Origin of the sequence: Micromonospora sp. NPDC051300 (genome assembly GCF_044455315.1) — a bacterium.
GTDB lineage: Bacteria > Actinomycetota > Actinomycetes > Mycobacteriales > Micromonosporaceae > Micromonospora > Micromonospora robiginosa.
The window spans coordinates 179,681-198,076 of the sequence record NZ_JBITEP010000001.1 but is presented as its reverse complement, the minus strand read 5'-3'; the positions used below and the strand labels follow the sequence as shown (position 1 = coordinate 198,076).

Sequence of the window (18,396 nt, the reverse complement as noted above, 5' to 3'; positions counted from 1 at the left end):
CCGGGGCAGCAGAAAGGGGTACGGCATGGCGGAACCGTTGGACGCGGCGCTGCGGGAGGTCCGGGCGCTGCTGCTGGACCCGGGCCTGACCCGGGCGGTGGCCGCCGGCCGCCGGCGCGGACAGCGCCCCTCGGTGGTCCGCGCGGAACTGCGTCCGGTCGCCCTGAAGGCCGGACCCCGCCTCCAGATCGCCACCTCGGACGGCGCCCGGCCGCACACCCGCAACGTCGCCCCCGGCGCGGAGGCGGGCACGGCCGTCGACGAACTGCTCGCCGAGCCGTTCGGCAACTGGCACGTGGAGACCGCCGACACCACGGTCCAGCTCCGGGTGACCAAGTCCGGCGAGGCGCAGGTGCACCGGGCCGCGGCCAGCCGCCCCGCCGCCGCGCCGGCCGGGCACGACCGGGCGAAGGACTGGCTGCTCGACCCCGCCGACCCGCTCTTCGACGCGATCGGCGGGTCGGCGGCCAAGCGCCGCCAGGTCGACGCGTTCCTCCGGGCGCTCGCCGCCACCCTGCCGGACGACCTCGCCGGGCCGCTGCGCGTCGTGGACCTGGGCTGCGGGAACGCCTACCTCACGTTCGCCGCGTACCGCTACCTGAGCCGGCGCGGCCTGGACGTGACGCTCGTCGGCGTGGACGTCCGGGAGGACCAGCGTCGCCGCAACACCGAGCTGGCCGGGCGGCTGGGCTGGGCCGACCGGGTCGGCTTCGTGGCCGGCACCATCGCCGAGGCGCCCGTCGAACCGGCCCCGGACCTGGTGCTGGCGCTGCACGCCTGTGACACGGCGACCGACGAGGCGCTGGCCCGCGCGGTGCGCTGGGGCGCCCGCTGGGTGCTCGCCGCCCCCTGCTGCCACCACGACCTGGCCGCGCAACTGCGGGCCCACCCGGTGGCCGGGCCGGACGAGCTGCTCACCCGGCAGGGCATCCTGCGCGAGCGCTTCGCCGACGTGCTCACCGACGCGCTGCGCGCCGGGCTGCTTCGGCTGCACGGCTACCGCGCCGAGGTGGTGGAGTTCGTCGACTCCCGGCACACCCCGCGCAACCTGCTGATCCGGGCACGCCGGACCGCGGGCGCGCCGACCGACGGCAACCGATCCGAATATCGCGAGCTGGTGGACCGCTGGGGCGTCACGCCCCGACTGGAGACGCTGCTCGCGGACGCGGACCGGACGACGCGCTAGCGGCGCCGCTCGCCCCGGTTACGGTCGCCCCGGTCGAACGCCGCGACCCGCTCTCCGGGGCCCCGGTTGGTGGATCGCTCGGTGTCCAGCGGCGGGCTCGGGAACGGCACCACCTTCGCCGCCTGGTCGGAGTTGCCGGCGGCGGCGAACGCGTTCCAGGAGATGTCGACGAGCAGCCGCTTCAGCTCGGCGTGCCGGGCGGCGGCGTTGCGCTGGAGCGCCATCCGCGCGCCCAGCACCACGCCGACGAGCGTGGTGCACACCGCGCCGGTCGCGGCGATCAGGTGCAGGCCCTCCGCCGGATCCCCCCGCACGGCCAGCACCAGCAGCCAGATCCAGAAGCCGAGCGCGAAGACACCGGCCTTGGCCACGAAGAAGAGGCTCACCGCGCCCGGGCGGTGCGGGACGGGACGGTCCGGCTCGGCCATGCTGCTCCTTCGAACTCGGTGCCGGCGAGGGTTTCGTCCAGCTTAGTTGACAGTTCGCAAGTGTTCACGCGGTGTGGGTCCCACCCACGGGACCTTCCGACCGATCAGTCAGTTGTTTTGTCGCGCGGGCGTACTAGGCTCGGGACGCAATGGGCTCCGCCGACGTGTCACCGCAGATGGCCTTCGCACGCTTCGTGCGACGGGCCATCGACGACGCGCGCGAGGAGCGCGGCTGGACGGTGACCGACCTCGCGACCCACACCGGCGTCGGCCGCTCCACCGTCTTCCGCTGGCTGGCCGGCGACTGGCAGGACTACCCCGAACTCGCCAAGGTGCGCGGCTTCTGCGCCGCCCTCGACCTGCCGGTCGCCGCCGCGTTCCGGGCCCTGGGCCTGCCCGACGCCGGGTCGGTGCCCCGTCGCCGGGGCGCCGAGGACGGTCCGGTCGAGGCCGACGTGCGGGTGATCCTGGATCGGCTCGCCGACCCGAACGTCCCCGCCGAGGAGAAGCACCACATCCGCGACCTGCTCCGCTACCTGGCCCGCCGCCCGGTCCGCCGGGCCGGCTGACCCACCCGCCCCCGGCCCCGGTTCAGGCGACCGTCAGGGTGAACGCGGCGGTCCGCACCACGCCGCCGACCTGGAAGTCCAGGAACATCCGGTAGCGACCCGGCCCGGGCGCGGTCAACCAGAACGTCACCGCGTCGCCGTCGCGCACCGGCTCCGGGTGCACGTGCAGATACCCGAGATCACCCTCGCGCAGCGCGACCAGATGCCCGTACGCCCCCAGGTAGGGTTCCAGCGGCGCGGCGCCGCCGCCCGGGGCGGTGACCCGGAACTTCAGCGGCGCCGAGCGGCCCACCTCGGGCGTGCCGGTGTACGCGGCGGTGAACCCGTCGACCGTGGCCGACGTCGCCGGCGCGGGCAGCGGGCGGGGCGCGTACCCGCCGGGCACCGACAGATCGGCGCCGAGCACGGCGGCGACCTGCCGGCCGTCGTCGGCGACCGCGGTGAAGTCCGCGTACATCCGCCAGGTGCCCGGGTCGGACGGCGTCAGCGGCACCGACCAGGTGCCGTCGGCGGACATCGTGGGGTGCAGGTGCCGGTAACCGGTTAGGTCGCGGCGCACCACGATCACGTGCATCGGCTTGTCGTGCACGACGGCGAACCGGGTGACCGCCCGCCGCCCGTCGTCACGGATCTGGAACCGCAGTTCACCGGCGCGGCCGGCGGTCAGCGCCGGGCCGGTCGGGACGAGCGTGTAGCCGGCCGAACTGATCGACATGCCGGTCGCGCCGTCGCCTCCGCCCTGGGTGACGGTGGCGCCGTCGTGCGAGTGCGCGCCGGTCCCGGGCGCGTGGGCGTGGTCGCCGCCGGCGCTGTCGGCGGCGCCGGCGGCGGCCGCGCCGGCCCGCGCCGGGTTCGCCGGCGGGTTGAGCCGGCCGAGCCCGAAGCCGAGCAGCACGGCCAGCACCAGGCCGCCGACGACCAGGGCCAACCGCAGCGTCTCCCGGTCGACCGCGACCGGTCCCGCCGCCGCCTCCGACTCAGGCAACGCCGCCGACCAGTTCGTAACCCGCCTCGTCGACGGCCGCGCGGACCGACTCCACCGGCAGCGGGCCGTCGCTGGTGACCGTGGCCGTGCCGGCCGCCAGGTCGATCCGGACCTCGTCGACGCCCGGCAGGGCGGACAGTTCCCCGGTCACCGCCCGGACGCAGTGTTCGCAGGTCATCCCGGTCACGGTGTACGTCTGGACGACGGGTCGGCGCTCGGTCATGGCCCCACGGTACCGCCGGCCGGACCGCCCGCCCCCGACGCCCGCGCGCCCCGTGGTGCCGCTCGCACCCGGCGGCGTGTGAGAGGGGTCCCCTTCTCTACCGGAGCCGTTAACAAGGGGCCCCTCCTTACACCGTCGCGAGCGCGAGCGGCAGCACGTCCGGCGCGCCGGCGCGGCGCAGCAGGCGCGCCACCATGGCCATCGTCCAGCCGGAGTCGACCAGGTCGTCGACGAGCAGCACCGGCCCGTCCAGCGCGGGCAGCGCGTCGGTCAACTCGTCCGGCAGGTGGAAGGCGTCGTGCAGCGCGCGGACCCGCTGCGCGCTGTTGCCACGCGGCCCGTCGGCGCCGGCCGGGCCGGTGGGGACGACGGTGCCGAGCAGCGGCAGCCGGCCGACCGTGGCGATCCGCTCCGCAAGCGAACCGACCAGCCGGGGGCGGGTGCGGGAGCCGACCGCGACCACGGCGGCCGGGCGGCGGGGCCACCTGTCGTCGCCGTGCGCCCACGCCTTCAGCACCTCGACCACGGCCGCCGCCACGTCGTCGGGCACCGGGCCGTCCGGCGACTCCGGCCCGACCAGGCTCCGCAACCGCCCGCCCCACCCCAGGTCGGAGAGGCGGCCCACGGCCCGCCCGGCCAGCGCCTGCTCCGCCGGGGCGATCCGGCCCTTCAGCGGTACGCCTACCGCGTCCATCCCGGTCGGCCAGAGCTTCTTCGGCGCGATCTGCACGCCAGGTCGGCCGAGGAAGGTCTGCGCGGCGGTCAACGCCTCGGCGGACACCTCGGCGTCGAACAGCGGACCGGCACAGTTGTCGCACCGGCCGCAGTCCGCCGCCCCGGTGTCGTCCAGCCCCTCCCGCAGGTAGCGCATCCGGCAGCCGGCGGTGGACGCGTACTCCCGCATGGCCCGCTGCTCGGCGGCGCGCGCGTCGGCGACGCGCCGCAACCGGGCCTCGTCGTAGACCCACGGCTCACCGGTGGCGAGCCAGCCGCCGCGCACCCGGCGGACCGCGCCGTCCACGTCGAGCACCTTGAGCATCAGCTCCAGCCGGGCCCGGCGCAGGTCGACGACCGGTTCGAGGGCCTGGGTGGAGATCGGCCGGTCGGTGTCCAGCGCGGCAAGCACGGCGCGCACCTGTTCCTCGGGCGGGAACGCGAGCGAGGCGAAGTAGCGCCAGATGGCCGCGTCCTCGACGCCCGGCAGGAGCAGCACCTCGGCCTGGTCGACGGCGCGGCCGGCGCGGCCGACCTGCTGGTAGTAGGCGATCGGCGACGGTGGCGCGCCGAGGTGCACCACGAAGCCGAGGTCGGGCTTGTCGAAACCCATGCCGAGGGCGCTTGTGGCCACCAGCGCCTTGATCTTGTTGTCCAGCAGGTCCTGTTCGGCGGCCCGACGGTCGGCGTCCTCGGCCTGCCCGGTGTACGACGCCACCGACCAGCCCCGGCCGCGCAGGAAGTCCGCCGTCTCGGTGGCCGCGGCCACGGTGAGCGTGTAGACGATCCCCGAGCCGGGGAGCCGGTCCAGGTGGTCGGCCAGCCAGGCCAGGCGGTGCGCCGGGCTGGGCAGCTCCAGGACACCGAGGCGCAGCGACTCCCGGTCCAGCGTGCCGCGCAGCACCAGCGCGTCCCCCAACTGCTCCGCCACGTCGCGGGTGACCCGGGCGTTGGCGGTGGCGGTGGTGGCGAGCACCGGCGTGCGTTCCGGCAGGTTCGCCAGGAACGTCCGCAGCCGCCGGTAGTCGGGGCGGAAGTCGTGTCCCCAGTCGGAGACGCAGTGCGCCTCGTCCACCACCAGCAGCCCGGTGGTGGCGGCGAGCTTCGGCAGCACGCCGTCCCGGAAGTCCGGGTTGTTCAGCCGCTCCGGGCTGATCAGCAGCACGTCGACGGCACCGGCGTTGATCTCGGCGGTGATCTGGTCCCACTCGTCGAGGTTCGCCGAGTTGATGGTGCGGGCCCGAATGCCGGCCCGGGCGGCCGAGTCGACCTGGTTGCGCATCAACGCGAGCAGCGGCGACACGATCACCGTGGGCCCGTGCTCGCCGTGCTCGCGCAGCAGCGCGGTGGCCACGAAGTAGACAGCCGACTTGCCCCAGCCGGTCCGCTGGACGCAGAGCACCCGCCGCCGGTCGACCACGAGCGCCTCGATGGCCCGCCACTGGTCCTCACGCAGCCGGGCGTGGTCACCCGCGAGCCGCCGCAGCACCGCCTCGGCTCGGTCCCGCACGGCCATCCGGTCCTGACTCATCAGGCATTTCTACCAGGGGCGGCGGGGGTGGCCGGCGGACCGGGCGGCGGCTCGGGCGGCAGGAAGAGCAGCACCTCGCGCAGCGGGTCGCTCACCGCGGGCGGCAGCAGGCACCGCGCCGCCAGTTCCTCCATCGAGGTGTACGGGCCGCGCACGCGCCGGTCCAGCACCAGGTGCTGCGCCTGACCCGGGCTGAGACCGGGCAGCCCGACAAGCGTCTCGTCCGCCACCGAGTTGACGTCGACCAGCCCGCCGTCGTCGTATCCGCGGGGCAGGTCGGGGCGGCCGATCCGCAGCTCACCGCGCGCCGTCGGGTAGTGGTAGAGCAGGTAGCGGGCGTGCTCCCGGCGCAACCGGCCGGCCGGGGCGGGCCCGCGCCGCCGGTAGGTGCCGACCCAGGCGAGGAATCGGCCGTTGAGCAGCACCACGTGCAGCACGCCGGCCACCCAGGTGATCAGCCAGCAGAAGATCAGGACCCCTTCGGCATCGCTCACCTCCTCGGTCTCGCTGGAGCCGATGATCACCACGAACGCCACGCCGAGGATCAGGTAGTACCCCGCCGCGACGGCGTTGCCCCAGCTCCGCCGCCAGATCGCGTAGCCACCCACCACCAGCCAGGTGAGCAGGCCGAAGGAGAACACGGCGACCAGCGCGCCGAGCACGGTGACGCCGATGCTGATCCAGCCCGGCACGCCCCGGTGCGGGCGGGCGGCCGGCGGGACCGGCGGCCAGTCCCGGTGCGGCCCGACCGACGGCCAGCCGGGGTACGCCGGCGCGAGGTGCACCGGGCCGGCGGGCTGGGCCGGGCTGAGCGGGTGGACCGGGCTGCCCGGCGGGGCCGGGCCGATCGGCGTCGCGGACAGGACCGGGATCGCGGAGTCGGCCGGCGTGGTCGGGTGGCTCGGGGCCGGGTGGCTCGGGACCGGCGGGGGCGACGCGTCCCGGTCCGTGCCGCCGCGCGTCGGCGCGACGGGGGCACCCGGCTCGGCCGCCGCGCGCGGGGGCGGCAGCAGGCCCGGGTCGGAGCGGAGGATGCGCCGGTGCAGGTCCTGGAGGGGCTCGCCGGGCTCGATGCCGTAGTCGTCGCGCAGCAGCGCGGCGAAGTCCCGGTAGGCGGCCAGCGCCTCGGCCTGCCGGCCGCTGCGGTGCAGCGCCAGCATGAGCTGGAGACGCAGCCGCTCCCGGACCGGGAACTCGGCGGTCAGCTCGACCAGCCGGCCGACCGCCTCGTCGTGCCGGCCGGCGGCCAGTTCCAGCTCGGTACGCGTCTCCAACGCGACCGCCCGCAGCTCGACCAGCCGGTGCCGGGCGGCGTCGAACCAGGGGCCGGTGAAGCCGGTGAACGGCTCGCCCTGCCACAGCTCCAGCGCGGCGTCCAGATCGGTCAGCGCCTCCGCCGTACGCCCGGCGGCCTGCGCCTGCCGGGCGCGCTGGACGCCGCGCTCGAAGCGCGCCGCGTCGACCGCCTCGGGCGTCACCCGCAGCACGTAACCGGCGTCGGTCAGGGTGAGCACCCGGGCCGGGGTACGCGGTGACCGGTCGGGCTCCAGCACCCGGCGCAGGCCGGCGACGTGCTTCTGCACCACGTTGGCGCCGTTGACCGGTGCCTCCTCCGGCCACACCGCCTCGACGATCTGGCCGGTGCGGACCGGACGGCCGGCGGAGAGCAGCAGCACGGCCAGCACGGCGCGCTGTTTGGCCGGGCCCAGGTCGATCGGACGGTCGGCGTGCCAGGCCCGCTGTGGACCGAGGAGCTCGAAGCGCAGCGCCTCTGACATGCGAGTTTCCGCCCCCGTACCCCCGACCGTCGACCGCCGTGGCCGACGGCAGTCGGACGGCAGCATATCGGCAGCGGCACGGCGGTGGTGGTCTGCGATGCTTCCGCGGCGACAACCGATCTGGGAAAGCGAGTCGAACAAGATGACGCAGCGAAACGGCACCGCCGTCACCGTCCGGCGGATCGTGCTCCGCGCGGCCGCCGTGCTGACCAGCACCGCCCTGGCCGCCGGGTGCGGCGCCGGGGACGCCTCCGAGGGCGCCGGGCCCGCGCCGACGCCGTCGGCCGACCCGAAGGCCGCCCTGCTGGCCGCCGTGCCGACGGAGCAGGACCCGGGCTTCCGGTTCCTGCTCCAGGACGGCGCCGACAAGTACACAGGCGTGCTGGACCCGACCGCCGAGGCGATGGATCTCGCCCTCAAGCAGCAGAACGACGACCCGAAGTTCACCATGGCCATGACGTTCCGCTGGATCGACAAGGATCTGTGGATGCGGGTCAAGCTGACCGGCCTGCCCGGCCTGCACGAGATGCTCGAGCTGCCGAAGCGCTGGATGGCGATGGACCGGGACAAGCTCACGGACGAGGCCAGCATCCCGGCCTACCAGGGCGCCGATCCGGGCAACGCGGCCGCGGTCATCCGCACCTCGGACACGGTGACGGACAAGGGCAACGGTACGTACACCGGGCTGGCGGACCTGACCGACAACGCCGACGTGCAGTCCACGTTCGAGAACGTGGACCTGAAGGCGCTGGCCGAGGCGGGCAAGAAGGTGCCGTTCACCGCCGTGGTCGGCCCGGACGGCAACCTGGCCTCGCTGACCCTTGACGTGCCGGCGGCCGGCAAGCAGAAGGCGATGAAGATGATCATCAAGTACTACGACTACGGCAAGGCGCCGAAGATCGCCGCGCCCACCGGTGACCAGGTGCAGAAGGCACCGTCCTCGGCGTACGAGATGCTCAACGGCTGACCCGCGACGCGCTTCGACGGGCGGCGGCCACACGGGGGGCCGCCGCCCGTCGCGTCAGCGGCCGAGGACGGAGCCGCCGTTGACGCCGAGAACCTGACCGGTGACGTAGCCGGCCGACGGGCCGACCAGGTAGCGCACCGCGGCGGCGATGTCGTCCGGCACGCCGGCCCGACCGACCAGGGTGGCCGCCACCCGCTTGGCGTGGCCCTCCGGCGTCATCCGGTCGCCGAAGAACTCGGTCTCGGCGACGTAACCGGGGCTGACCACGTTGACCGTGATCCGGTCCGGGCCGAGCTGCCCGGCCAGGTCGTACGCCCAGCCGTGCAGCGCCGCCTTGGCCGCCGAGTAGGGCCCGCCCCCGCCGCGCTGGGCGGCGATCGAGCTGAGCAGGACCACCCGCCCGCCGGGGCGGCGCAGCGCGGGTAGCAGCGCCTCGGTGAGCAGGACCGCGGTGAGCACGTTGGCGTCGAGGTTGGCGCGCCACCAGGCGGCCACCTCGTCGAGGGTGCCGGTCGGCCCGCCGAGGTAGCCCCCGGCGTTGTTGACGATCGCGTCCACGGTCCGCTCCCCGACCGCGTCGGCGACCGCCGACACCTGCCCCGGATCGGTCAGGTCCGCGACCACCGGCACGACGGCGTCCGCCCGTCCACTCTCGGCGGTGATGTCCCGGGCGGCCGCCGCGAGCACGTCCCCCCGCCGCCCCACGACCAGCACGTCGAACCCGTCCGCCACGAGCCCCCGCGCCACCGCGGCCCCGATCCCGGTCCCACCCCCGCTGACCACCGCCAGCCGTTGCCGCTCCTCCGTCACCGTTCCTCCCCCCGGTCCTACCCCGACCTCGTCGATCAAGGAGTTCGCGTCATTTTAGGCCGGTGAGCCCGACACGAACTCCTTGATCAACGGAGCGGTGGCCGGAGACGGCCGGGGGCCGGGTTCAGCGGCGGGGGCGGAGGGCGGCGCGGAGGGGGGTCAGGCGGGAGCGGAGGCTGGCCAGGCCGCCGGGGAAGAAGTAGACGGCCAGGATGAAGACGGTGCCCAGGACGAAGAGGGGCTGACTCAGCGGGTGGCTGAGGAACGCGGGGAGACTGTTCACCGCGTCGCTGCTGCCGAACGCCGTCAGGCGGTGGTCCAGGTACATGTAGAGGATGCCGCCCAGCACCGGGCCCCACCGGGTGCCCGGGCCGCCGAGCACCACCATGACCAGCAGCGACAGGGTCAGCTCACTGCTCGTGATGTGCGGGCTGGCGCCGCCCACGATCAGCACGTAGACCACGCCGCCGGCGCTCGCCAGGCCGCCGGCCAGGGTGAACGCGACGAGCTTGAACCGGTACGGGTCGAGCCCGAGCACCCCGATCCGCCGCTCGTCGTCGCGGAGCCCGGCCAGCACCCGCCCGGTCGGCGAACCGCTGACCCGGTGCACCACCAGGACCACAAGCGCCAGGTAGGCCAACGCCAGCCAGTAGAGGTTTACCGTGTTGGTGACGCCGACAAGCGCGGCCGGCAGCCCGGACACGTCAAGCGGCAACCCCTCCTCGCCGCCGGTCAACCCGCCGAAGTCCCGGGCCACGAGGATCGCCCCGACCTGCGCGAACGCCAGCGTCACCATGGCGAACGCGATGCCCACGGTGCGCAGCGCCACCGCGCCGAGCAGCGCGGCGAGCGTGGTGCCGCCGAGCACGGTCAGCACCGCGGCCTGCCACAGCGGCAGCCCGGCCTTGGTGACAAGCACGTCGGTGCCGTAGACGCCGGCGGCGAAATAGAGCGCGTGCCCGAAGGAGAGCATGCCGGTGCGCCCGAACAACAGGTCGTAGCCGGCGGCGAGACCGCCGAAGACCAGGCAGATGGCGAGCAGTTGCAACGTGCCGGGCGAGTTCAGCGGTCCCTCGAAGATCCCCGGCAGGTTCAGCGTCGAGTACGGCAGCACGGCCGCCACCACCAGGGCCACCAACGGCAGGTACGGGCGGAGGCCGTGCCAGCGGGGACGCCCGGGGGTCAGTTCGTCGGGCACCTGCGCCGGGGGCGCGTCGACCACCGAGTTGGTCATGCGTGAGCCACCTTTCCGGCCAGGCCCTGCGGGCGCAGCAGCAGCACCACGGCGAGCAGACCGACCACGCAGAGGTCACCCAGCCCGGACGTGCCGTAGTAGTTGACGAACTGTTGCAGCAGCCCCACCGCGACCGCCGCGTACGCGGAGCCGACCACCGAGCCCATCCCGCCGATCACCACCACGATGAAGGCGAAGATCAGCAGCGAGCCGCCCTGGCCCGGTGAGACGGTGCCGAAGTAGACGCCGCCGAGCGCACCGGCCAGCGCGGCGGCGGCCCCGCCGATCGCGAAGACGAGCGTGAACGCCTTGCGGACGTCGATGCCGAGCGCGGTCACCATCTCCCGGTTCTCCACCCCGGCCCGGATGATCAGGCCGTACCGGGTCCAGCGCAGGAACGCCAGCAGCGCGCCGAGCACCACCACCGCCGCGACGATCAGCAGCAGCCCGGCGTTCGGCACCTGCGCGCCGAACACCGCTGTCACCTCGCGGCTCCAGTCCGGGCGCGGGAACGTCCGCGGGTCCGCGCCCCAGGTGGCCTGGAGCAACGCCACCCCGGCCAGCGACAGGCCGACGGTGACCAGCACCTGTTCGATGGTGCGGGAGTAGAGCGGCCGGATCAGCACCAGCTCGACGAGCACCGCGACCAGCGAGCCGGCCAGCACCCCGAAGAGCACCGCCACCACGAAGCCGACGCCGTCCGGCCCGGCGCCGGGCAGGTTGCCCGCCGCCCACCAGGTCGCGTACGCGCCGACGCCGAGGAACAGGCCGTGCGCGAAGTTGAGCACGTCGGCGAGGCCGAAGACCAGGGACAGGCCGGAGGCGACGAGGAAGTAGAGCGCCGCCAGGCCCAGCCCGGTCAACGTCAGCAGGACCACCGTGTCCATCAGGCGTGCACCTCCCCGGAACCGGCGCCCACACCGAGCAGCGACTTGGTCAGCGCGGTCTCCAGCAGCAGCTCGCGGGCGTCGCCGGTCCAGGCGACCCGGCCGGCGGAGAGCACCACCGCGTCGGACGCCAGCCGCCGCACCACCGCCAGGTTCTGCTCGACGAGCAGCACCGGCACGGATTCCGCGACCCGTTCCAGCACCTCGGCCACCTCGGTCACCACCTTCGGCGCCAACCCCTTGGTCGGCTCGTCGACCAGCAGCAGCCGGTTGTCGTTGAGCAGCACCCGGCCGATGGCGAGCATCTGCTGCTGCCCGCCGGAAAGCGAGCCGGCCCGTTGCCGTCCGCGCCGGTCCAGCTCCGGGAAGAGCGCGAAGACCTTGTCGTACGCCGGGGTCGTGCCCCGCCGTTCGGCCAGTCGCAGGTTCTCCGCGACGGTGAGCCCGGCGAAGACGCAGCGGTCCTCCGGCACGTAGCCGAGGCCGCCGCGGACCAGCCGGTGGGTGGGGCGGGCGAGCAGGCTCCGCGCGCCCATCCGCACGGTGCCGCGCACCTCGCCGCCGCGCGGCGTGAGCCCGACGATCGCCCGCAACGTGGTGGTCTTGCCGACGCCGTTGCGCCCGAGCAGCACGGTGACGCCGGTCGGCGCCACCTCGAACGACACGCCCTGGAGGATGTGCAGCCCGGCGATCCGCACGGACAGGTCCTCCACCGACAGCACAGGCTCATTCATAGGGATTCCCCCAGGTACGCCTCCTGCACGGTGGCGTTGGCCATCACCGTGTCCGGGGTGTCGCAGGCCAGCAGCGCGCCGTGGTGCATCACGGCGATCCGGTCGGCCAACTCCAGGATCACGTCCATGTGGTGCTCCACCATGAGCACCGCCCGGCCGCTCTCCCCGGTCAGCGACTTGATCACGCGGACCAGTTCGGGCACGTCCTCGGCGCTCACCCCGGCCATCGGCTCGTCCAGCAGCATCACCCGGGGTTCCCCGGCGAGCAGCAGGGCGATCTCCAGCTTGCGTTTCTCGCCGTGGGCGAGCGTGCCGGCCAGCGCCGTACCCCGGTGGTGCAGGCCGACCCGGTCGAGCGCCGCGTCGGCGGCGGCGGCCACCTCCCGGTCGGCCGCCGCCCGCCGCCACAGCTTCATCGAGCCACCCCGGTGTGCCTGTACGGCGAGCCGGACGTTCTCCCGCACCGTCAGCGAACCGAAGACCGAGGACGCCTGGAAGGTACGCCCCAGGCCGAGCCGGGCCCGCCGGTGCGGGGGCAGCGTGGTGACGTCCGACCCGTCCACCAGGACCCTGCCCTCGGTGGGCCGGCGCAGGCCGGTGATCAGGTTGAACAGGGAGGTCTTGCCGGCGCCGTTGGGCCCGATCACGCCGAGGAACTCCCCTGGCTGAAGGTCGAGGTAGACGGAGTCGACGATGGCGACCTCACCGATCCGCCAGGTCAGACCGCGGGTGGCGAGCACGTCCTCAGCCCTTCATCTGCGCGACAGGCGGCGCGCTCTCGTCACCGGTCAGCGTCTTCTGCGCGGTCGCCGTGAACGTGGTGCCGCTGCCGGTCAGCTTGGCCTGGTACATCGGCTGGAGCAGCGCGTGGTCCTCGGCGCGGATCTTCATGGTGCCCTTGACGCCCTCGAACTCCCAGCCCTCCAGCGCCTTCACCATCTTGTCCACGTCGTCGCCGCCCTCCTGCACCGCGCGCACGACCATCTGCGCGGCGGCGAAGCCGTCCGGGTGGAACAAGTCGAGCGTGCCGCCGGGGATCTTCGCCTTGGCGGCCTTGGCCGCCTCGGTGTCGCTGGCGCCGTCGAAGTAGTGCGACAGGAAGGAGATCTTGCTGCCGGCCGCGCCGAACGTCGGCCAGGAGGCGCGGATGTCCAGGCCGGTGACGACAGTGGTGGCGGCGAGCACGCCCTGCTGGTCGAGCGTCTGCCACATGGCGCCGGCCGTGGTGCCGGCCCAGGCGACGAAGAGCAGGTCCGGCTTGGCGGCCTTGATCTGGCTGGCGAACGGGGTGAACTCGGTGGCGCTGGCCGGCGCGCGGACGCTGCTCACGCTCGCGCCGGCACCGCCGATCACGGCCTTGACGGCGGCCTCGTTGGCGTCGCCGAACGCGCCGTCCTGGGCGAAGACGACGACCTTCTTGCCTGCTGCGTCGCCGATGAACGACTTGGCGGTCACCACGTCCTGCCAGGACTGCCGGCCGGAGCGGAAGGTGTACTTGTTCGCGCCGGTCACCGCGTCGGTGGCGGCCGGACCGGAGACGAACAGCACCTTGTTCTGCGCGGCGATCGGGGCCACCTGGAGCGCCACCCCGGAGGAGGTGGACCCCGCGATGATCTTCGTGCCCTTGCCGATCAGGTCCTTGGCGGCGGACACCGCCTTGGCCGGGTCGCCCGCGTCGTCGGCCTCGGTCACCTCGATCTTCCGGTCACCGACCTTGCCGGTGCCCTTGGTGGCGAAGTCGAGGCCGGCCTTGAACCCTTCGATGTACTGCTTGCCGTAGCTGGCCAGCGGCCCGGACTGGGAGTAGACCAGACCGACCTTGACCGGCGCGGCGTCGCCGCCGCCGGAGGCGGTGTCCTGCGGGCTGCCACAGGCCGTGGCGGCCAGCGCGGCCGCCATCATCGTGGCGGCGGAAAGGAACACCCGTCGCGTGTGCCGGATCGTCATTGCGACTCCAGGTGAGGACAGGGGAATGTCAGTTGTCGGCTCACGCTAGAAGTGACGTCACCCACGGGCTATGTGGTCGGCGCACACAAGTCTCCGGAGCGGGATGGCCGCACGTTACAACGTGGGACACCACCTCGTAACCCCACCGACCCGGAATGGCCGGGCCCCCCACGCGGAGCCCGGCCGCAATGTCGACCCGGACCATCGCGGACGCCGACGCGCGGCGGCCCGGCGGGAAGTCCCGCCGGGCCGCCCCCGGTCAGCCGGTCACCGGCCGACAGTTGTCCCTCACGTCGTCCGGCGTCGCCGCCAGCCGAGCACGGTCAGCACCACGCCGGCGGTCATCGCCAGCGCGCCGCCACCGATCAGCCCGGTCAACTTCAGGCCGGTGACCGGCAGGTGCTTGCCGGGATGGAACGGCGGGAACGGCTTCTCCGCCATCCGGTTGGTGAAGGTGCAGGTGATGTCCTGCCCCCGCGCCGGGGTGACCACCGCGTCGACCACCGACACCCGGGTGTCGGTGCCGGTGAGCACGCACTCCGGCGGTCCGACCTGCTGGTAGCCCTTCGGGCCGCCCGACTCGCCGAGCCGGTAGCCGACGCCGGCCTGCACCGGCACCGCTGTCACCTGCGGGCTGCCGGACGGGCCGCTGATCGGCGTCGCCGCGTTCGCCGGCGCCGCGGTGAGCGTCCAGTCGGTCGGGGCGGCCTTGCCCCAGACCTTCTTGACCAGGGTCAGGTGCGCCCCGTTCGGGTCGAGCTGCCCGTTGCGCCAGGTGCAGGTGTACGCGCGCCCCGCGGCCGGGGTGAGCACGTTGCCCGGGGTGGGCGCCGGCTCGCCGGTGTCGTTGAAGACGCAGCGCAGCTCGGTCAGCTCGTACCCGGACGGGCCGCCGCTCTCGCTGAGCCCGTACGGCACGCCGGCCGTCACCTCGGCGTCGGTCACCGCCGGCTCACCGCTGCGCCCGCTGACCGGGTTCGCCCCGGATCCCTGCGGCGGGGTGGCGCTCAGCACCCAGTCGGTCGGCACGGCGGTGCCGCCGTAGGTGTTCCGCACCTCCTTGACCAGGGTGACCCGGCCGGTGGTCGGCGGCGGGGGCGCCACGTCGGCGTTGACGAACGTGCAGGTGATGTCCTGCCCGAACGTCGGCGTCAGCACGTTGTCCGGCGTCTCGACCGGGGTGGACGTGCCGGTGAGCACGCAGGTGGGCGCGCCGACCTGCTCGTATCCGGCCGGGCCGTCGCTCTCGGCGAGCGTGTAGGCCAGGTTCGGGTTCACCGTCGCCTTCGTCACCGCGGGTTCCCCGCTGCGACCGGTGACAGGCGTGGCGGAACCGGCCGGCGGGGTGGCGTCGAGCACCCAGTCGGTGGGCACGGCGGTGCCGCCGTGGGTGTTGCGCACCTCCTTGACAAGCGTCAACAGCGCCGGCTGCGCCTGGTTGACCGCGATGCAGACGACGGTCTGGCCGATCTGCACGGCCACCTGGCCGTTCTCGCCGCCGAATTCCGGGTTGACCCCCGGCCCGGTACGGTCCCGGACGCCGCAGCTCCAGCTACCGGTGGCCGGCGGCACGATTGTCGCGCCCGGCACGACGGTCTGGGTGAAGCCGGGGACGGTGCTCTCCCCGAGGGAGTAGATCGCTTCCGCGACGACCGGTCGGGCCGGGTCGCCGCTCTTCACGGTGAACCCGTTCGGCCCGTACGCGGTCAGGTCCCAGGCCGTCGCCGGCGGCGCCGGTGGGCCGTACGGGTTCTGCACGGACTTGGCCAGGATCAGCCGCGTCTCGCAGGTCACCGTGTTGGTGACCTGGTAGGTGTTGGTGCCGGCGGCGAGTGTCTGCTCACCGAGGTCGCCGCTGGCCGTGTTGCTGCACCCGGGCGGCAACGCGGTGATCTCCTCGTCGACGACTATCGACTGCCCCGCCTGGAAGGTGTGGTACTCCACGCCCCAGGCCGGCTGGTCGACGCCGGGCAGCAGCAGCCCGGCCTGGATGGAGGCGTCCTGCTGCGGGTCCGGAACGGTCTGTCCGTTGACCACCCAGGTCTTGTTCACCACCACCGAGGCCGGCTCGGGCTCGGCCTGGTTGATCATCACGCAGGTCACCGCGTCGTTGGCGAGCGCGTCCACGCTGAACCCGGCGGCGCCGATGTTGGCCACCAGCACCGGTTGGCCACCGGCCGTGCAGGTGGCGTTGAGCCCGTCCTGCTGGACCAGGGCGTACCCGGCCTGCGGCGTCTCCGCGATCGCCACCGCCCGGCTCGGCTGACCGCCGAGGTCGACGGCGAGGTTCACCGCGCCGGTGGACGTTTCGGTGACGGCGCTCGGCGGGGTCACGCCGGTGCTGCTGGACGAGATCGTCCAACCGCCGGTCGGCAGCGGGTCGCCGCCGCCGGGCGGGATCACCATCTTGACCACGCTGACGGTGGCCCGGCAGTTCTCCAGGGCGAGTTCCCGGAAGACGGCGGCGAGCTGGTCGTAGTCGGTCTGGTAGTAGTCCGAGTCGGCCGCCGGGCCGGAGATGGCGATCAGGTTGTCCGGTGCGCCGGAGACGCCCGCCCCCACGCCGACCGCGACCACGCGGGTGCCCTTGGCCTTGACCGCGTTGGCGGAGAAGATGCCGTTCTCCACCTCCACGAACCTGGTGAAGCTGCCGGATCCCTGGGCGGGCGGCGGGCCGTACACGGTGGGGTTGCCGTCGGTCAGGACGATCACCGCGTCGTAGTCGTAGGGCGCGGCGGCGATCTGCCACAGGCCCTGGTCCCAGTTGGTGGAGCCGCTGGCGGTGAGGCCGTTGATCGCCGCCTTGACCGTGTTCGCGCCGCTCTGGTCGGAGACCGGGACCGGGTTCAGCACCGCGCTGGCGTTCGTGGCGAACGTGTAGAGCCCGATCTCCGACGGGGTGCCGGTCAACGCGTCGACGAAGCCGTTGGCGGCGTTCTTCACCACCGGCAGGTCCGGCCGGATCGACCCGGACACGTCGATCAGCAACGCGACGCGCAGACCGCACGAGGCGGGCAGCTCCGGGTTGTCCCGCTCGTCGGCCCAGACCGCGCCGCGCGCGGTCCGATTCGTGTTCCCGGTGGTCACCGCCGGGAAGGTGTACGTCCGGTTGTTGGCCACCGCCCCGGTGAACACCCCGTTGTACGGCGTGGACTGGTAGGGCGCGCTGCCGCCGTTGCCGGTGACCAGGCTGTCGACGACGCGCCAGCCGCTGGGCGCGCCGCGCTCGATGATCCAGTAGCCCTGGTTCGTGCCGGTGCGTCCCGGCACGTCGACGGCACACCTGCCGGTGGCGTCGGTGGTGCAGGACGCGTCCGGGGTGGCGCCCGGTACGGGCCGCGTCCCGCTGACGCCCGCGTAGAAGTCGAAGGTGGCGCCGGCCAGCGGCCCGACGGTCTGTTCGCCGGTGCGGTCACCGCCCTTGTTGACGACGAGCGTCGCGTGGGTGGCGTCGGCGGCCCGGGCCGGCGTCGCCGCCTGCGGGCCGACGAGCGGCAGCAGGCCGCCCACCAGGGTCAGGGCGGCGGCCGCGCACCACCGGCGCCGCGCTCGTGTCATCTTAGAAATGGACATTCACAACCCCCGTACAGCGCCTGCCCTTGCCGCAGGCGGCGAAGTCAGTATTGGGGCAAATGTCCGTTTCTATGAAGGCTTTACCGATCGCGAATGGTCGTCACGATCGGCCAGGGACCCCCGGCCCGCACTCGCCGTCGTGCTCCGCCGCCCGCCGGCAACGCCGCCCACCGTCGAGCAACCGGTCGCACCAGACCCAGTGGCGTACGGACTGCCCATCCTCCCTCGACACGGTTGTCCCGGCCCGCTCCACCTCGGTCAGGAACCCGAGCACACGGCAGATCGCCCGGGTGAGACCGCACGCGCGGTCGAGGTCGGCCGCGAGCACCGGCAGGTGCACGACGAACCGCTCCCGGCTCACCGGGACGCCCCCAACGCGAGCCAACTCCTGACCGCCCGCTCGATTCGCGCGTTCTCCACAGGGCCTCCTCACCAGCCATGGAGGCGACCCACCCACGGATAGGGGACGCGGGTGGGTCGCCGGCCCCGAGACCGCAGCCCAGAGCGGCGGCACGACCTCGGAGCCCATTCCGGGCCCGACTCCCGTGATTTGCCGAACCAACCGGAGTCCTCACCATGCCCACAGCCGAAGCTCCATTCCGCCGGATCGCCAACGACCTCACATCAACACGGCCTACCGCGCGATGCCCCTGCTGCACGATCGCGAGCTGATCACCGGCCAGCCCGGCCGCGGCACCTATGTCGCCAAGCCTCCGGCCCGATAGCCTTCGACTCCCTAGAAACTTGATGGCGTAGACGACTCACGCCCATCACACATAAACCGACACCAGGCCGCGAGTCCCGCCGACGCCAAGCCGGCCCGCGCACAG

At 73.6% G+C, this 18,396-nt stretch carries 16 protein-coding genes; 3 read left to right on the top strand and 13 right to left on the bottom strand.

The annotated features are described in order from the left end of the window. Positions 1-25: 25 nt before the first annotated feature. On the top strand, positions 26-1,186 hold the full coding sequence (locus ACIA5A_RS00960) for a class I SAM-dependent methyltransferase (RefSeq protein ID WP_396755166.1): 1,161 nt from the start codon (positions 26-28) through the stop codon (positions 1,184-1,186). Here the strand turns inward: ACIA5A_RS00960 and ACIA5A_RS00955 are convergent. Further along, on the bottom strand, positions 1,183-1,614 hold the full coding sequence (locus ACIA5A_RS00955) for a hypothetical protein (RefSeq protein ID WP_396755164.1): 432 nt from the start codon (positions 1,612-1,614) through the stop codon (positions 1,183-1,185). The two genes, ACIA5A_RS00960 and ACIA5A_RS00955, sit on opposite strands and share 4 nt — an antisense overlap. Positions 1,615-1,763: 149 nt before the next feature. Here ACIA5A_RS00955 and ACIA5A_RS00950 point away from each other — a divergent pair, with 149 nt between their 5' ends. Then, complete coding sequence (locus ACIA5A_RS00950) at positions 1,764-2,183, top strand: helix-turn-helix domain-containing protein (RefSeq protein ID WP_396755162.1); 420 nt, start codon at positions 1,764-1,766, stop codon at positions 2,181-2,183. Between the two features lie 22 nt (positions 2,184-2,205). Here ACIA5A_RS00950 and ACIA5A_RS00945 read toward each other — a convergent pair whose 3' ends face one another. From ACIA5A_RS00945 to ACIA5A_RS00930, 4 genes are all read right to left on the bottom strand, one after another. Then, positions 2,206-3,168: a hypothetical protein gene (locus ACIA5A_RS00945; RefSeq protein WP_396755160.1), complete on the bottom strand. Its 963-nt coding sequence runs from the start codon at positions 3,166-3,168 to the stop codon at positions 2,206-2,208. Beyond that, the gene (locus ACIA5A_RS00940) at positions 3,161-3,391 is read right to left on the bottom strand and encodes a heavy-metal-associated domain-containing protein (RefSeq protein WP_396755158.1); all 231 of its coding nucleotides are present in this window, start codon (positions 3,389-3,391) and stop codon (positions 3,161-3,163) included. The genes ACIA5A_RS00945 and ACIA5A_RS00940 overlap by 8 nt, the downstream gene beginning before the upstream one ends. A 127-nt stretch (positions 3,392-3,518) precedes the next feature. Then, complete coding sequence (locus ACIA5A_RS00935) at positions 3,519-5,636, bottom strand: DEAD/DEAH box helicase (protein ID WP_396755156.1); 2,118 nt, start codon at positions 5,634-5,636, stop codon at positions 3,519-3,521. Further along, a complete protein-coding gene (locus ACIA5A_RS00930) occupies positions 5,636-7,414 on the bottom strand; it encodes a BTAD domain-containing putative transcriptional regulator (protein WP_396755154.1) in 1,779 nt (592 codons plus the stop codon). The genes ACIA5A_RS00935 and ACIA5A_RS00930 overlap by 1 nt, the downstream gene beginning before the upstream one ends. Before the next feature lie 142 nt (positions 7,415-7,556). Between ACIA5A_RS00930 and ACIA5A_RS00925 the strand changes: the two genes are divergently transcribed. After that, a complete protein-coding gene (locus ACIA5A_RS00925; protein WP_396755152.1) occupies positions 7,557-8,381 on the top strand; it encodes a hypothetical protein in 825 nt (274 codons plus the stop codon). Positions 8,382-8,435: 54 nt separating this feature from the next. On the opposite strand, the gene ACIA5A_RS00920 is transcribed toward ACIA5A_RS00925, so the two are convergent. From ACIA5A_RS00920 to ACIA5A_RS00885, 8 genes are all read right to left on the bottom strand, one after another. Continuing rightward, complete coding sequence (locus tag ACIA5A_RS00920; protein WP_396755150.1) at positions 8,436-9,191, bottom strand: SDR family NAD(P)-dependent oxidoreductase; 756 nt, start codon at positions 9,189-9,191, stop codon at positions 8,436-8,438. A gap of 124 nt (positions 9,192-9,315) precedes the next feature. Beyond that, the gene (locus ACIA5A_RS00915) at positions 9,316-10,425 is read right to left on the bottom strand and encodes a branched-chain amino acid ABC transporter permease (protein ID WP_396755148.1); all 1,110 of its coding nucleotides are present in this window, start codon (positions 10,423-10,425) and stop codon (positions 9,316-9,318) included. Further along, on the bottom strand, positions 10,422-11,312 hold the full coding sequence (locus ACIA5A_RS00910; protein ID WP_396755146.1) for a branched-chain amino acid ABC transporter permease: 891 nt from the start codon (positions 11,310-11,312) through the stop codon (positions 10,422-10,424). Before ACIA5A_RS00910 ends, ACIA5A_RS00915 begins: the two co-directional genes overlap by 4 nt. Beyond that, entirely contained in the window at positions 11,312-12,046 is a 735-nt protein-coding gene (locus tag ACIA5A_RS00905) for an ABC transporter ATP-binding protein (protein ID WP_396755144.1), read from the bottom strand. The genes ACIA5A_RS00910 and ACIA5A_RS00905 overlap by 1 nt, the downstream gene beginning before the upstream one ends. Continuing rightward, on the bottom strand, positions 12,043-12,786 hold the full coding sequence (locus ACIA5A_RS00900) for an ABC transporter ATP-binding protein (protein WP_396755142.1): 744 nt from the start codon (positions 12,784-12,786) through the stop codon (positions 12,043-12,045). Before ACIA5A_RS00900 ends, ACIA5A_RS00905 begins: the two co-directional genes overlap by 4 nt. Before the next feature lie 4 nt (positions 12,787-12,790). After that, positions 12,791-13,993, bottom strand: a complete 1,203-nt coding sequence (locus tag ACIA5A_RS00895; protein WP_396755140.1) for a substrate-binding domain-containing protein — start codon at positions 13,991-13,993, stop codon at positions 12,791-12,793. 288 nt (positions 13,994-14,281) lie between these two features. Beyond that, complete coding sequence (locus tag ACIA5A_RS00890; protein ID WP_396755138.1) at positions 14,282-17,551, bottom strand: VWA domain-containing protein; 3,270 nt, start codon at positions 17,549-17,551, stop codon at positions 14,282-14,284. A gap of 115 nt (positions 17,552-17,666) precedes the next feature. After that, positions 17,667-17,927, bottom strand: coding sequence for a hypothetical protein (locus ACIA5A_RS00885; RefSeq protein ID WP_396755136.1), 261 nt, complete (start codon positions 17,925-17,927; stop codon positions 17,667-17,669). Positions 17,928-18,396: the final 469 nt, after the last annotated feature.

What these genes read in the sequence shown, in the direction of transcription:
- ACIA5A_RS00930 (WP_396755154.1), bottom strand. Translation starts at nt 7,414, where the DNA reads ATGTCAGAGGCGCTGCGCTTCGAGCTCCTCGGTCCACAGCGGGCCTGG.
- ACIA5A_RS00905 (WP_396755144.1), bottom strand. Translation starts at nt 12,046, where the DNA reads ATGAATGAGCCTGTGCTGTCGGTGGAGGACCTGTCCGTGCGGATCGCC.
- ACIA5A_RS00925 (WP_396755152.1), top strand. Translation starts at nt 7,557, where the DNA reads ATGACGCAGCGAAACGGCACCGCCGTCACCGTCCGGCGGATCGTGCTC.
- ACIA5A_RS00890 (WP_396755138.1), bottom strand. Translation starts at nt 17,551, where the DNA reads ATGACACGAGCGCGGCGCCGGTGGTGCGCGGCCGCCGCCCTGACCCTG.
- ACIA5A_RS00940 (WP_396755158.1), bottom strand. Translation starts at nt 3,391, where the DNA reads ATGACCGAGCGCCGACCCGTCGTCCAGACGTACACCGTGACCGGGATG.
- ACIA5A_RS00950 (WP_396755162.1), top strand. Translation starts at nt 1,764, where the DNA reads ATGGGCTCCGCCGACGTGTCACCGCAGATGGCCTTCGCACGCTTCGTG.
- ACIA5A_RS00960 (WP_396755166.1), top strand. Translation starts at nt 26, where the DNA reads ATGGCGGAACCGTTGGACGCGGCGCTGCGGGAGGTCCGGGCGCTGCTG.
- ACIA5A_RS00955 (WP_396755164.1), bottom strand. Translation starts at nt 1,614, where the DNA reads ATGGCCGAGCCGGACCGTCCCGTCCCGCACCGCCCGGGCGCGGTGAGC.
- ACIA5A_RS00895 (WP_396755140.1), bottom strand. Translation starts at nt 13,993, where the DNA reads ATGACGATCCGGCACACGCGACGGGTGTTCCTTTCCGCCGCCACGATG.
- ACIA5A_RS00910 (WP_396755146.1), bottom strand. Translation starts at nt 11,312, where the DNA reads ATGGACACGGTGGTCCTGCTGACGTTGACCGGGCTGGGCCTGGCGGCG.
- ACIA5A_RS00915 (WP_396755148.1), bottom strand. Translation starts at nt 10,425, where the DNA reads ATGACCAACTCGGTGGTCGACGCGCCCCCGGCGCAGGTGCCCGACGAA.
- ACIA5A_RS00935 (WP_396755156.1), bottom strand. Translation starts at nt 5,636, where the DNA reads ATGAGTCAGGACCGGATGGCCGTGCGGGACCGAGCCGAGGCGGTGCTG.